Origin of the sequence: Chryseobacterium sp. T16E-39 (assembly GCF_002216065.1) — a bacterium.
Lineage (GTDB): Bacteria > Bacteroidota > Bacteroidia > Flavobacteriales > Weeksellaceae > Chryseobacterium.
The window spans coordinates 2064589-2078091 of sequence record NZ_CP022282.1 but is presented as its reverse complement, the minus strand read 5'-3'; the positions used below and the strand labels follow the sequence as shown (position 1 = coordinate 2078091).

Genomic DNA, 13503 nt, shown 5'->3' with positions numbered 1-13503 from the left:
TTCAATATTTATTGTCATGAATTAAGCTCTCAGATATCTGGAATAAGCATATCCTTCTTGTCCGTCAGCGGTTTTTACTTTCCACCAATCATCTGAAGTTTGCTCGATTAAAGTTACAGAAGAACCTTTTGATGCCTTACCTACAACTGCTGCTTCAGTAGAAGGCTCTTGTCTTATATTTAAATTAGAATCCTCAGTAGCAACAGTAAGTGCTGCTCCCGAAGCAAGTCCTGCAACCTGAACATCAACGTTGATGTCTGAAGCAGAATAAGTAGAATCAATAGTTCCTAAAGCATTCCAAACTGCATCTTTTGCTGCGGTATTAGAAGCAGCTCCTGAAATATATAAAATTCCATCTTGCTCCTGAACCTGAAGATTTGAAATTCCCGCAGACTGAGCTGCTGAAATTACTCCTGAATATTTATCTTGTAATGTACTCATTTTAATTATTTTACAGTATAGTTATAATTTACTTTTCCTGCTTTTAAAGCATCTACTGATTGTTTGATTTTTCTAGCCTGCTCTTTAGAAACATTTCCTGTAAGAGTTAGCTCTCCATTTACGACTTCTACTTTTACAGAAGGGAAATCTTTAACAGCATCCTGAACTTTTTTCTGAACGGCTGGATCTACAGCTGATGTAGTTGCAACCGGAGGAGTAGCAGGAGCAATAGTTGCCATATCCATAACATCTTTTACGCCGTTTACAGCTTTAAGTTGCTTGATCATTGCATCTTTAGAAGCTTGATCAGGGAATGTTCCGCTTAAATGTGCTACACCTTCTTTTACCTCAACTGAAGCACTCGGGTTAGACGTTACAATTGTTGTAGCCTGAGTCTGAAGATCGGCATCAGAAACTTTCTTTTTACAAGAAACAGCTCCGAAAGATACTGCCAGGGCAAGGGCAGCCATTGCGATAGTTTTTTTCATAGTTGTATATTTATTTAATGTATTGATACTATAAATGTAATAATAAAATTTATACCAAATGATTAAAAATTGGCTAAATGTTTCTTAATTTTTTTACAAAGTTTTTAAAATCAATGTTTTAAATTTAGATATTAGAATTTAATAAGGAATAACGCACAATTTAAAAACTATTATATTTGTCAAAGTTGAATTATTGATATGAAAGGACAAAATAAGCTATTTATAGCAATTATTATTGCACTGCTCTTGGGTGTAGGAATCGGAGGAATCGTTCATGTGCAGTACCCCGAGAGTGCGGCACCTTTTTCTAAAAACATTAAATTACTGGGAACTATCTTCATCAGACTTGTTCAGATGATTATTGCTCCATTAGTATTTACAACTCTCGTGGTGGGAATCGCTAAAATGAGCGATATTAAAATGATCGGTAGAGTAGGAACAAAGGCGATGTTGTGGTTTATTTCAGCTTCCTTACTTTCTCTTTTTATTGGATTGATTTTAGTGAACTGGCTTGAACCGGGGCATGTCACCAAACTGCCTATTCAGGATGCTGCCTCTGCGGAGGAGCTATTGAAAAGCAGTAAAGGATTTTCTCTTGAGGATTTCGTAAAGCATGTTATTCCTAAAAGCGTGTTTGAAGCTTTAGCAACCAATGAAGTACTTCAGATCGTTGTATTTTCAATTATGTTTGGTGTAGCTTTAGCCAATCTGGGTGAAGAATATGCACAACCGGTTATTAAATTATTTGATATTGTTGCGCATGCCATTCTGAAAATGGTAGGCTATATTATGTGGTTTGCCCCATTAGGTGTACTCGGAGCAATTGCTGCGGTAGTAGCTGTGAATGGGTTTGGGATTTTTAAAGTATATGCCGTTTACCTGAGAGACTTTTTCTTTGCTTTAGCAGTCCTTTGGTTGGTTTTATTGCTGGTGGGCTACTTTATCCTTGGGAACCGTCTTTTCGAATTATTAAAAAGAATTAAGGCTCCTTTACTTATTGCCTTTTCTACAACGAGCTCAGAAGCTGTATTTCCAAAATTAGTAGAAGAACTTGAAGCTTTTGGATGTAACAGCAGAGTAGTATCCTTTATTTTACCCCTTGGATATTCATTCAACCTGGATGGGAGTATGATGTATATGACGTTTGCTTCGATATTTATTGCTCAGATCTACGGTATTGAAATGACGTTGGGACAACAAATTACTATGCTTTTGGTTTTAATGCTTACTTCAAAAGGAATTGCAGGCGTGCCAAGAGCTTCTTTAGTGATTATTGTAGCGACCTGTTCTATGTTTGGAATTCCACCGGAAGGAATTGCCTTAATTTTACCTATTGATCATTTCTGTGACATGGGAAGAAGTATGACTAACGTTTTAGGAAATGCTTTAGCTACTTCTGCTGTTTCCAAGTGGGAAGGGCAATTGGAAGATCCTGCTGTTAAGGCATAGATAAGCACTGATGAAAACAGGCGACTTAGAGAACCATAAAAATGAAGTTCTGGAAAAAGGTTTTACAGTGATTAATACTGTTTTTTCTGAAAAAGAAATTGAAAGTATCATTCATACTATTGAAAATATGGATACTTCAAAAGATACTTTCAGGAAGTCTGGAGATCTTTTTGCGATAAGACAATTTTTAAAAGAAGCTCCTGAGTCTACAGAATTTATTTTCATTGACCACATTAAGAAAATTATAAAAGATATTTTTGGTGAAAAATACTTTATTGTAAAAAGTATTTATTTTGATAAGCCGGAGAAATCCAATTGGTACGTTGCTTATCACCAGGATTTAACTATTTCTGTAGATAAAAAAATAGATGTACCTGATTTCGGGCCGTGGACTACAAAGCAGAATCAATTTGCCGTACAACCACCATTAGATGTTCTTGAAAATATTTATACACTCAGAATTCATTTGGATGATACTGATGAAGAGAATGGGGCACTAAAAGTAGTTCCTACATCTCATGCTAAAGGAATCTATAGGCCAGAAACAATTGATTGGACAATAGAAAAAGAAGAAATCTGTAAAGTGGAAAAAGGAGGAATTATGATCATGAAACCTCTACTGCTTCATGGTTCAAACAGGACAACTAATGGAAAGAAAAGACGAGTAATTCATATTGAATTCTCCGATAGAGAGCTTCCGGAAGAATTACAGTGGTCAGAAAGAATGCATTTATCATAACCTTTACTAAACTACGACTTGGTGGGAAATCTTTCCTACTGTCGGAATAAATAGAAAATAAAAGCATCCTTCAATTTGAAGGATGTTTTTATTTTAAGTGAAACTATGGGAAATTACTTTACGGAAATCTCATCTATAAAAATATAAGAATCTCCACCGGCTCCCTGATGCCATTCCGGAAGTTTTCCAAACTGATATGCTTTTACTTTGATGTAGCGAGTTTCCGTAGGTAGTAGATCTGTTTCAAAATCTTTGATCTGAACCTTTTCATCTTTTGGATCAACAGTATTGTCAACCGTTTTCAGCAGAATAAAGTCCTTACCATTCATAGATGCATAGTATTCTACCTTTTGAGGCATAAGGATCCATGCCCTGCTATCCTGAAGGTAGGTTGAAGATAATTTGGTGAGTGGCTGAGGGGACTTAAAATCAATAATTGCTTCAAAAGTCTGCCCCTGGTACCCCTGCCATTCTCCCTTTCTCCAGTTTATATCTCCGTTAATTCCATCAATAAGAGCTAATTTTCCACCTGCTGTATATTGGGGATTTACCGTTGAATTCAACGTAATATCCCAATGATTAGGCCTTCTGTTAAAATTGGCTGTAGTAACCGAGCTTTTTATTCCTTTTCTTTCTGAATAGGCAGAAACCTGTGTGGTCTTATTGATGATAAAGGGACCTTTATAGGGGGTAAAAGTCTTTCTTACATTTTTATCATGATCATCCAAAGTCATATAATAAACTTTGTCTTTTTCATTGAGTGCGGTGATCTCTACTTTTGTAGAAAAATCAAAAAGCCTGTCAGCGGCGATTACAGGTGTGGCCGTTTGTTCGGTATAATTAAAGTCTTTTGCCGGTTTTACATTTTCAAATCCTAATTTTTTAAGGTCCTCTTTCGCTGTATTTTTGGTAATCGTTCGTGTCGTTCCATCTTCCAGATGGATTTTAATTTCATCAAAATTTGGAGTTAGAGTTTCCCATTCAGGTTTCCCTGGAGTTACAGAATAGATTCCGAGAGCGCTTAAAATGTACCAGGCACTCATTTGGCCGCAATCTTCATTTCCAATTAATCCATCCGGAGCATTTTTGTAGAAATGATCAAGGATATACTTTATTTTTTCCTCAGTTTTTTGTGGCTTGTCGACAAAGTTGTACAGATAGGCAATGTGATGGCTTGGTTCATTACCCTGTGCGTATTGTCCTATAAGACCCGTAATGTCTGCCTGTTCTCTTCCTGTTGTTGTATTAGGTGCAGAGAAAATAGCATCAATAAACTGTTCAAACTTTTCTTTACCACCATGAGCCTGAATCAATCCTGGAATATCCTGTGGCACAAAATAAGAATAATGCCATGAGTTTCCTTCTGTATAATTGTTGTTCACCTCTCTTGGATCAAAAGGCTCATACCAGTTTCCGTTTTTTCTGGCCTGCATAAAACCGTTTTTAGGATTATAAAGGTTTTTCCAGTTTTGAGAACGGTTCATGAAATATTGGTAGTCTTCTTTTTTGTTTAAAATTTTGGCCATTTGGGCAATACACCAATCGTCATAAGCATATTCCAATGTTTTCGAAACACTTTCGTGTTCATCGTCTATACTGATATAGTTGTTTTGTTTATAAGCATTTAATCCAAAAATATCCTGCATTGCTGAATTTTTAGATGCTTCGTAAGCTTTTTCATAATCAAAGCCGGTAATCCCTTTTGCCATAGCGTCTGCAATTACAGAAACGGAATGATAACCAATCATGCATTCTGTTTCGTTGGAAGCCAATTCCCAAACCGGAAGTTTTCCACCCTGCTCGTATTGTTTAATAAATGAGTTGATAAAATCGGCTGTTCTTTTTCTGTCGATCAATGTCATTAAAGGATGGGCAGCCCTGAAAGTATCCCAAAGTGAAAAAACAGAATAGTAGTCAAATCCTTTTGCTGTATATAATTTGTTATCCCGACCTCTGTATTTTCCGTCAACATCCATATTGATATTAGGCTGAGTGAACACATGATACATAGCCGTATAAAAAATACTAAGCTTGTTTTATCATCGGATTTTATTTCAATTTTTGAAAGTTCCTTATTCCAATCACTATCCGCTTGTTTTTTTATTACTTCAAAATCATTAGACCCACCTTCGGCTGTCATATTTTTTTCTGCTCCCTCATAGCTTGTGGGAGAAATTGCAACTTTAACATTAATCTTTTCTCCCTTTTTTACGGGAGTTGAAAATGCAAGTGCTAATTTTGTACCTGTATAAAAACGATCTTCCTGCTTTCCATTGGTTTCTTTTTTTGAAATTTTCATAGGTTTTGAAAATTCAATTCTTGCATAAATATATTGATTGGTTGCCCAGGCTTCGCTCCTTCTGAAAACCTCAATGGTTTTATCATCAATGATCTTTACTTCACCTTCAAGCAATTTGTCCCTGTGATTTAAGTCTAAAATAATATTGGCATTTCCACCATTATTAAAAGTGTATTCATGATATCCAACTCGCTTGGTAGTTGTCAGACGAACATCTATATTATTCTTATCCAGTTTTACAGCATAAAATCCTGCTGTTGCTTTTTCATTTTTATGAGAAAATTTTGAAGAGTAGTCTTTGCTGTTCAGATCTGGATTTCCCATGGTAGGCATCAGCATAATATCTCCGTAATCTGAAACACCTGTGCCATTAAGATGCGTATGTGAGAAGCCATAAATGACAGAATCAGAATAATGATAACCGCTACAGCCATCCCAGCTGCCATCTACTCTCGTATCTGGTGATAACTGTACCATTCCAAAAGGAACAATGGCTCCGGGAAATGTGTGTCCATGACCTCCGGTTCCTATAAAAGGGTTAACGTATTGAGAATAACTCTGGGAATAAATGATCTGGGCAATAAATAAAGAAAATACAATGAAACTTTTTCTCATAAAATGATTTTATAATAACGAATATATTGAAAAAAAGTTGAGCCATATGATGTAATGAAATAAAGATAAGATTTGTTTTATATAAAATAAGAACCATGAACAAAACTTTAGCTACAATACTACTTTTATTTCCCATTCTTGGCTTTTCTCAAATGATTACAGGAACTGTCAGACAAAACGGACAAAGTGGAGCTTATGTTGAAATTGTAGCAGTTAAAGATAAAACAAGGCAAATAGCTATTTCTGATGAAAAAGGTAAGTATATTCTAAAGCTTTCAGAAAAAGGGAAATACAATATGAAACTTATACAGGATAGTATTGAAGTTTTTAATAAAGATTTTAATATTACTGGTGATCTAAAGCAGGATTTTGAAATTGACAGGAAGCAGGAGAAGCAACTGGAAGGGGTAACTCTTACCGGAAGAAAAAGAATGATTGAAAGAAAGTCTGACCGTCTCATATTTAATATTACCAATTCAATAGCCTCCCAGGGGATGGATGCTACAGAAGCTTTAAGTGCAACTCCTCTCATAAAAGTAGATGAAAACTCAGGGATCTCCATTGTAGGGAAAAGTGGGGTAGCAATTATGATCAATGAACGAATGCTCAATCTCTCAGGAACTGAACTTATGAATTATCTGAAAAGTCTGAGATCAGAAAATATTGAAAAAATTGAAGTGATTACTTCTCCGCCAGCAAAATATGAAGCACAGGGAAACAGTGGTCTTATTAATATTGTTTTAAAGAAGAATCAAAATCTGGGATGGAATGGAAGTATTACCTCAACACTTGTCCAAACTACCTATACTGGAGGTACAAACAATGCTACGATCAGTTATCAGAATGAAAAATTGCGATCATCATTAAAATTAAGGCATTACGATACAGAAAAACATTCGTATGAAAATTACAAAATCATCGGTTCTGATGGATTGATAAGTTCCGATAACCGAAGAGATTTTAATGATGGTTTGGGGGCTAACCTCAGCATGGATTACCATTTAAGTTCAAAGTCAGCGTTAGGATTTATTTATGATTACGGCTTTGGGCATTCAAACATGAATGTGCAAAATAGCTCAGATTATTTTCAAAATGGGAACTTTACTAATAATTTATCGACATATGCAGAGCATCGTTTAGAAAGTAAGCAGCAAACTATAAGTGCCTATTATGATCTTAAATTTGGAAAATTAAACCATAAGCTTAGTATTACTGGAAATTACTTTTCTAATACACCTAATAGTACTATCGATTTTAATACTGTGAGTAATTCGGGAGAAAGCTTTACGGTAAGGACTCCTTCCACACTTGATTATAAAATTTATTCCGGACAGGCTGATCTTACTTTACCTTATCAATTTTCAAAAATAGAAACAGGGGTAAAATTTACCAATTTTGATAATGATTCGGGGATAGAATACAAAAATCTGATTAACGGAAACTACATAACAGATCCTGAGAAGAGCAATGTTTTTAACTATAATGAGAAGAATTATGCAGCATACTTCAGTATGGAAAAAGAATTTAATGAAAAATGGTCAGCGAAAGCAGGACTTCGTTATGAGTATTCTACAATAGATGGTCTCTCAGTGACATCAGGGAAAAGTTCTAATAACTCTTATGGTAAATTCTTTCCCACAACCTATGTGACTTATAAGCCTGATGAAAATAATACATTCAGTATCAATTATTCAAAACGGATCAACAGGCCGGGATTTCGTGCAATCAATCCTTACCGCTGGTATATTAATATCAACTCATATTATACAGGAAATCCTTTACTACAACCATCTATTAATCATAATTTTGAATTATCACATGTTTATAAAGGAAAGTTATCTACTTCTGTTTATTTACAAAGAAGGCTTAATGCATTCGATCAATTGGTGACGTTGCAAGGCGAAAACAGATTGAGCACATTTGAAAATTTTTATAATCAAAATAGTGCAGGTGTGACTATAAATTATTCAGATACATTCTTTAAATTTTGGGAAACCAATTGCTCCGTTGATATTTATTACATGAAAACTAAGGTTTTTGCTTCAGATGCAGCGTCTAGAAAAGGAAATGGATATAATCTTTCTATGCAGAATAATTTCTCACTGAATAAAGCCAAGACAGTACAATTCTTTCTCAATTACTGGTCACGATTACCTTCAAATTTTGGAAATATATATTCTTATTATGTTGGAGATATCACTTCTGGATTTAAATTAAATCTTATGGATAAAGCCCTTCAAATCAACGTGTACGTTTCGGACATCTTTAAGCAGGCCAAAAGCAAAGGTGAAATTTATTATACCAATTCCGACCATTTTTATAATAATTACTATGATGCAAGAAGGTTATCCTTATCAGTTACTTATAACTTTGGAAATAAAAAAGTAAAAGGAACAGCGCGGGATGTTAAATTTGATGAGAAAAACAGAGCTAATTGATAGAGTTAGTTAACGTCTTGGTTTTGAGAGCTCATAATTATTTTATACTTCGCCTTCAAAAAAGGATTGTAAATAATCCTCTTTATTACCTTCTTCTCTTAAAGATCCGAGGTACTTTTTCCAGGCCTGGGATTCGTAATAGACAATTCCCATTTCCCATACGCAATAGGTTGGTAGATGGGTTTTATTTCTGTCCCAGATTTCAAATTTTCCCGAACCATCATAATAAACACTTTCCCATAATTCATTTTCACTTCTCCATGTACATACCAGGAGCAGATAATTTTCACCACAACGATGAAGGATTACAAACCCTAAATCATCCATATCCTGAAATTTTTCTTCCGCATTTTCTATAGATGCCTTAGCATCCATGATGTCTTTAGGTGAAATGTTTTCAAGATTGTCTGCCAGATTGTACCACTTGAAATTTGTTTTTCCTACTTTAAAAAGACCTTCTGAGGAGGCAAATTTGGATGGATATGGAGTTAATTTTGTGTTCATTTTTTTATGGTTGAGGTTTTTGCTTTTTATATTTCATGGCTAAAAAAATTACATACGCTATTTTTAGTCATGCGATTTATCACCTTGAGTTATAGATTTTATTCATTCTAAATTATAGAAAAAATCCGTAAATTTGTAGACAATTTTATAGCAATTTTATGTTGACGAAAGAAAAGGTTCAAGATTTCCTTAAAGAAATAGAAGTAGATGATTTAGTAAGTAATCTTCAGATTGTAGGGAATGACGTATATATAGACATGACAGCTCATTCACCGGCTATGCATGAAAAGAAAAAATTAGAAGCTGCGATGAAGCAGGCTTTTGCCAGTGAGTTCGGAGAAGAAGTTCATTTAAAACTTAAAATTGTTTCTCCTGAGCCTAGTGAAATTCAGCAAAGCCAGATCAAAGGAAAACAAATTTCAGGAATTCAAAATATTATAGCGATTGCTTCCGGAAAAGGAGGGGTTGGTAAATCTACTGTTTCAGCAAATATGGCCGTTACTTTAGCTAAAATGGGATTTAAAGTTGGTTTATTAGATGCTGATATTTATGGACCATCTGTTCCTACCATGTTTGATACTGAAGGACAGAAGCCTATTTCTGTAGAAGTAAATGGGAAGAATCTGATGAAGCCTGTAGAGAATTATGGAGTGAAAATGCTTTCAATAGGCTATTTCTCTGGAGCTAATCAAGCAGTAGTTTGGAGAGGTCCAATGGCTTCAAAAGCATTGAATCAGATGATCAGAGATGCTGATTGGGGAGAATTAGACTTCTTATTGATTGATTTACCTCCGGGAACAGGAGATATCCACTTGTCAATTATTCAGGAAGTACCGGTAACGGGAGCTGTTATCGTAAGTACACCTCAGCATGTTGCTTTAGCAGATGTAAGAAAAGGTATTGCAATGTTCCAGATGGAAAGTATCAATATTCCGGTTCTTGGATTAATCGAAAATATGGCGTATTTTACACCGGAAGAATTACCTGATAATAAATATTATATCTTTGGGAACCAGGGAGCACAATATTTAGCTGATGATCTGGGAATTCCTGTACTGGGAGAGATTCCGTTGATCCAGAGTATCAGAGAAGCAGGAGATGTTGGAAGACCTGCAGCATTACAGGAAAATTCTAAAATTGCAGATATTTATACTGAGACGGCACGTAAAATGGTAGAAAGTCTTGTAGAAAGAAATAAAAGCCTTCCACCTACCGAAGCTGTAAAAATTACAACAATGGCCGGATGCTCACCAAAGGCAAAAAAATAATATTTCAAATTAAATTTTGAAACAACCGAATTGAACTGAAAAATATGGAAACAAACGTAGCACACGAAGATACTGTAACGAGAGTAATGGAAGCTTTAGAAAGTATTCGTCCGTTTTTAAATAAAGACGGAGGAGATATAGAGCTTATTGATGTGAAAGATAATATGGTTTATGTCAAACTTTTGGGAAACTGTTCCGGATGTTCTTTGAATTTCTCAACGCTGAAATTAGGCGTAGAAAATACAATCAAGCAACATGCTCCGGAAATCCAAAAAGTAATAAGCGTAGAGTAATACAACGATTTATAGATACTAAAGACAGGTTTTTTAAAGCCTGTCTTTTTTGTTGGGTTTTCTCCTTGAAATTATAAAATAGTTTCGTTATATTTGTGAGAAACACATACTTATGTTTGGATTTTTAGAAAATTTAGAACCCCTTAATCAAGGCTTTTGGTATATTGCTTTGGGTGCCAGTTTAATATTTTTAATTCAGACAATTCTTACTTTTATAGGAAGTGATCACACCGGAGCTATTCACACTGATTTTAGTGGCGATTCAAGCCATGGGGATAGCCCTTTTCAGCTATTCTCTTTTAGGAACTTAGTTAATTTTCTTTTAGGATTCGGTTGGGGAGGAGTTGCATTCTATGACTCTATAGGAAGTAAGGTTCTTCTTTTCTTTGTAGCAATTCTCATCGGAACAGGATTTCTGTTTTTGTTCTTTATTCTTATACTTCAAATTTTAAAATTAACAGAAGACAACACTTTTAAACTGGAGAATCTTATCGGTAAAACGGGAGAGGTATACCTAACGATTCCAGCTAAAATGAGTGGAATGGGAAAGATCCTGATCTCTGTAAATGGAACCAATCATGAACTTCAGGCTATGACAGAAGCTGAAGAAAGTATTCCATCGAGTCATTCAGTAAGAGTGATATACATCTACGATAAAATTCTTGTCGTTTCAAAAGTCTAATTATCATCAACATTTTATAAAACTATATATGGAAATTCCCGGAACTCTTATTCTAACCGTTGTAATAGTAGTTGTACTATTTGTTACATTTCTGGCACTTATCTCACGATACAAAAGGTGTCCTTCAGATAAAATTTTAGTCATTTATGGTAAAACCGGAGGAAGCTCTGCAAAGTGTATCCATGGCGGGGGAGCTTTTGTATGGCCTGTTATTCAGGATTACGCTTATCTGGATCTGAAACCTATTTCTATCGAAGCCAATCTTACCAATGCACTTTCACGTCAGAATATTCGTGTCGATGTTCCATGTCGTTTTACAATTGCAATCTCTACAGAACCGGATTCAATGGGAAATGCAGCAGAACGTTTATTGGGGCTGTCTCCGGAACAAATTCAGGAGCTTTCCAAAGATATTTTATTCGGTCAGCTTCGTTTGGTGATTGCAACGATGACGATTGAAGAAATTAATTCCGACAGAGATAAATTCTTAGATAACATTTCTAAAAACGTTGATACGGAATTAAAGAAAATCGGTCTTAAGCTTATTAACGTAAACGTTACGGATATCAGAGATGAATCCGGATATATTGAAGCTTTAGGTAAAGAGGCAGCTGCTAAAGCCATTAATGAGGCGATCATCAGTGTAGCAGAACAGACGAAAATCGGTGAAACAGGGAAGGCGATTGCGGATCGTGAAAAAGATACCCAAATTGCTGAAACACAAAGAGATCGTGATGTTAAAATAGCGATTACGCAGAAAGACAGAGAGGTAAGTATCGCTGCAGCTGGAAAAGATGAGGCTATTGGTAAAGCTGAAGCGGCAAAAGAAGCCCGTATTGCTACATCTTTAGCTAACTCCATAGCTGTAAAAGGAGAGAATGAAGCAAAAATTACCATTGCAAACTCTGATGCGGAAAGAAGAGAAAGAGAAGCTGAAGCATTGAGAATAGCTACTGCTGCGGAAAAAGTACAGGCGGCAAGATCCTTAGAAGAATCTTATGTTGCAGAACAGAAAGCCGAAGCTGCAAGAGCGGAGAGAGAACGTTCGACACAACAGGCAAATATTGTGGTTCCTGCAGAAATTTCTAAACAGAAAATGATCATTGATGCACAAGCTGAAGCTGAAAAAATAAGACTCCAGGCAAAAGGGGAGGCTGATGCTATATTTGCAAAAATGGAGGCGGAAGCGAAAGGTCTTTATGAGATCCTTACAAAACAGGCCGAAGGTTATGATCAGGTAATAAAAGCAGCAGGAGGGGATGCGAATAGTGCTTTTCAATTACTATTGCTTGAAAAACTTCCTGAATTGGTTAAGACCCAGGTGGAAGCGGTTAAGAATATTAAAATTGATAAGGTTACCGTTTGGGATAGTGGAAATGGTAAAGATGGAACTAATTCTACTGCTAATTTTGTTTCCGGAATGATGAAAACAGTTCCGCCATTGAATGATCTTTTTAATATGGCCGGACTCAATTTACCGGATTATTTAAAAGGAAAACCTGAGGAGGTTCAAAAGGAGATTGTTAAGATCATTGAGAAAAAAGAAAAAAAGAATTTTGATGATATGACCTTAGAAAATCAAGCTCCAAAAGATGATATTCCAAAGGAATAAAAAAAGAGGTCATATTTATATATATTTAAATATTTACAGTGAATTATTATTTTTAGGAAATTATTCGTTTAAAATAATGTAATATGTTTAAAGACAGGTTTTTATATCCTGTCTTTTTTTGTGGATTTTACTCACGTATGGAGTGCTGGTAAAGTAGAATTAATATTAAATTCATATAGAAATAATTCTATGTTTTTGTGAGTTTTATTAATGTTACTTTTGTAAAAAATTTATTTACAACACTATATGAGGTTTTTTTTGCTTCTGTTATGTTTTTTCTTTTCCTATTTTGATGTACAAAACTCTTTAATTTGTTTTCAAACGACTCATATCGTTACGCCAAAAAGAGTGTGGTACAATACAGAAGGCAAATCTGGCACTATATGGTTGGTAGATATAAATGCTATTTCCATACAATGATTCTATACCAACTGACAATACAGTTTAAAAACTGATCACGACGAGGTTATCTATGCAGAAGAGTGAAGATATATGGAGAATCATCAAAACTACCAATTCGGGAGATGGATTTTCTCAAAAACTAATAACCTACTGCATAAATATTATGGGGGAGCTTTGTTATGAAGAAATTTCTTCAGAAAAAAAGAGTATCGGCCTACAAGTTGTATTGCATTTCGTGCTAAAATCGAAAAAGGAAATATTTTCCGAGAAAAT

General features: G+C 35.1%; 11 protein-coding genes and 1 pseudogene. 7 read left to right on the top strand and 5 right to left on the bottom strand.

The window, feature by feature from the left end:
- Window positions 1-21: 21 nt before the first annotated feature.
- The gene (locus CEY12_RS09400; RefSeq protein WP_089027450.1) at window positions 22-441 is read right to left on the bottom strand and encodes an SH3 domain-containing protein; all 420 of its coding nucleotides are present in this window, start codon (window positions 439-441) and stop codon (window positions 22-24) included.
- A 5-nt stretch (window positions 442-446) separates the two neighbouring features.
- The gene (locus CEY12_RS09395; RefSeq protein ID WP_089027449.1) at window positions 447-929 is read right to left on the bottom strand and encodes a BON domain-containing protein; all 483 of its coding nucleotides are present in this window, start codon (window positions 927-929) and stop codon (window positions 447-449) included.
- 198 nt (window positions 930-1127) lie between these two features.
- On the opposite strand from CEY12_RS09395, the gene CEY12_RS09390 reads away from it, so the two are divergent.
- A complete protein-coding gene (locus CEY12_RS09390; protein WP_089027448.1) occupies window positions 1128-2378 on the top strand; it encodes a dicarboxylate/amino acid:cation symporter in 1251 nt (416 codons plus the stop codon).
- Between the two features lie 10 nt (window positions 2379-2388).
- Complete coding sequence (locus CEY12_RS09385; protein ID WP_089027447.1) at window positions 2389-3117, top strand: phytanoyl-CoA dioxygenase family protein; 729 nt, start codon at window positions 2389-2391, stop codon at window positions 3115-3117.
- A 113-nt stretch (window positions 3118-3230) separates the two neighbouring features.
- On the opposite strand, the gene CEY12_RS22850 is transcribed toward CEY12_RS09385, so the two are convergent.
- Both CEY12_RS22850 and CEY12_RS09380 read right to left on the bottom strand, forming a co-directional pair.
- Window positions 3231-3851 (bottom strand): discoidin domain-containing protein, encoded by a 621-nt coding sequence (locus CEY12_RS22850; protein WP_410493968.1) that lies wholly within the window; start codon window positions 3849-3851, stop codon window positions 3231-3233.
- A gap of 210 nt (window positions 3852-4061) precedes the next feature.
- Window positions 4062-6031, bottom strand: a pseudogene (locus CEY12_RS09380) (GH92 family glycosyl hydrolase); the annotation flags it as partial.
- 95 nt (window positions 6032-6126) lie between these two features.
- On the opposite strand from CEY12_RS09380, the gene CEY12_RS09375 reads away from it, so the two are divergent.
- A complete protein-coding gene (locus CEY12_RS09375; protein ID WP_089027446.1) occupies window positions 6127-8469 on the top strand; it encodes a TonB-dependent receptor domain-containing protein in 2343 nt (780 codons plus the stop codon).
- Between the two features lie 42 nt (window positions 8470-8511).
- On the opposite strand, the gene CEY12_RS09370 is transcribed toward CEY12_RS09375, so the two are convergent.
- Entirely contained in the window at window positions 8512-8973 is a 462-nt protein-coding gene (locus CEY12_RS09370; RefSeq protein ID WP_089027445.1) for a hypothetical protein, read from the bottom strand.
- Window positions 8974-9131: 158 nt separating this feature from the next.
- Between CEY12_RS09370 and CEY12_RS09365 the strand changes: the two genes are divergently transcribed.
- The 4 genes from CEY12_RS09365 to CEY12_RS09350 all read left to right on the top strand — a co-directional run bounded on the left by CEY12_RS09365 (window position 9132) and on the right by CEY12_RS09350 (window position 12828).
- Window positions 9132-10241: an Mrp/NBP35 family ATP-binding protein gene (locus CEY12_RS09365; RefSeq protein WP_089027444.1), complete on the top strand. Its 1110-nt coding sequence runs from the start codon at window positions 9132-9134 to the stop codon at window positions 10239-10241.
- 44 nt (window positions 10242-10285) lie between these two features.
- A complete protein-coding gene (locus tag CEY12_RS09360; RefSeq protein WP_089027443.1) occupies window positions 10286-10534 on the top strand; it encodes a NifU family protein in 249 nt (82 codons plus the stop codon).
- Window positions 10535-10646: 112 nt separating this feature from the next.
- A complete protein-coding gene (locus CEY12_RS09355) occupies window positions 10647-11216 on the top strand; it encodes a serine protease (RefSeq protein ID WP_089027442.1) in 570 nt (189 codons plus the stop codon).
- Between the two features lie 28 nt (window positions 11217-11244).
- Window positions 11245-12828, top strand: a complete 1584-nt coding sequence (locus CEY12_RS09350) for a flotillin family protein (protein WP_089027441.1) — start codon at window positions 11245-11247, stop codon at window positions 12826-12828.
- Window positions 12829-13503: the final 675 nt, after the last annotated feature.

Bases quoted from the DNA above. Each gene is read 5' to 3' on its own strand.
- CEY12_RS09385 (WP_089027447.1), top strand. From the start codon at position 2,389: ATGAAAACAGGCGACTTAGAGAACCATAAAAATGAAGTTCTGGAAAAA.
- CEY12_RS09390 (WP_089027448.1), top strand. From the start codon at position 1,128: ATGAAAGGACAAAATAAGCTATTTATAGCAATTATTATTGCACTGCTC.
- CEY12_RS09395 (WP_089027449.1), bottom strand. From the start codon at position 929: ATGAAAAAAACTATCGCAATGGCTGCCCTTGCCCTGGCAGTATCTTTC.
- CEY12_RS09350 (WP_089027441.1), top strand. From the start codon at position 11,245: ATGGAAATTCCCGGAACTCTTATTCTAACCGTTGTAATAGTAGTTGTA.
- CEY12_RS09400 (WP_089027450.1), bottom strand. From the start codon at position 441: ATGAGTACATTACAAGATAAATATTCAGGAGTAATTTCAGCAGCTCAG.
- CEY12_RS09370 (WP_089027445.1), bottom strand. From the start codon at position 8,973: ATGAACACAAAATTAACTCCATATCCATCCAAATTTGCCTCCTCAGAA.
- CEY12_RS09355 (WP_089027442.1), top strand. From the start codon at position 10,647: ATGTTTGGATTTTTAGAAAATTTAGAACCCCTTAATCAAGGCTTTTGG.
- CEY12_RS22850 (WP_410493968.1), bottom strand. From the start codon at position 3,851: ATGACTTTGGATGATCATGATAAAAATGTAAGAAAGACTTTTACCCCC.
- CEY12_RS09365 (WP_089027444.1), top strand. From the start codon at position 9,132: ATGTTGACGAAAGAAAAGGTTCAAGATTTCCTTAAAGAAATAGAAGTA.
- CEY12_RS09375 (WP_089027446.1), top strand. From the start codon at position 6,127: ATGAACAAAACTTTAGCTACAATACTACTTTTATTTCCCATTCTTGGC.
- CEY12_RS09360 (WP_089027443.1), top strand. From the start codon at position 10,286: ATGGAAACAAACGTAGCACACGAAGATACTGTAACGAGAGTAATGGAA.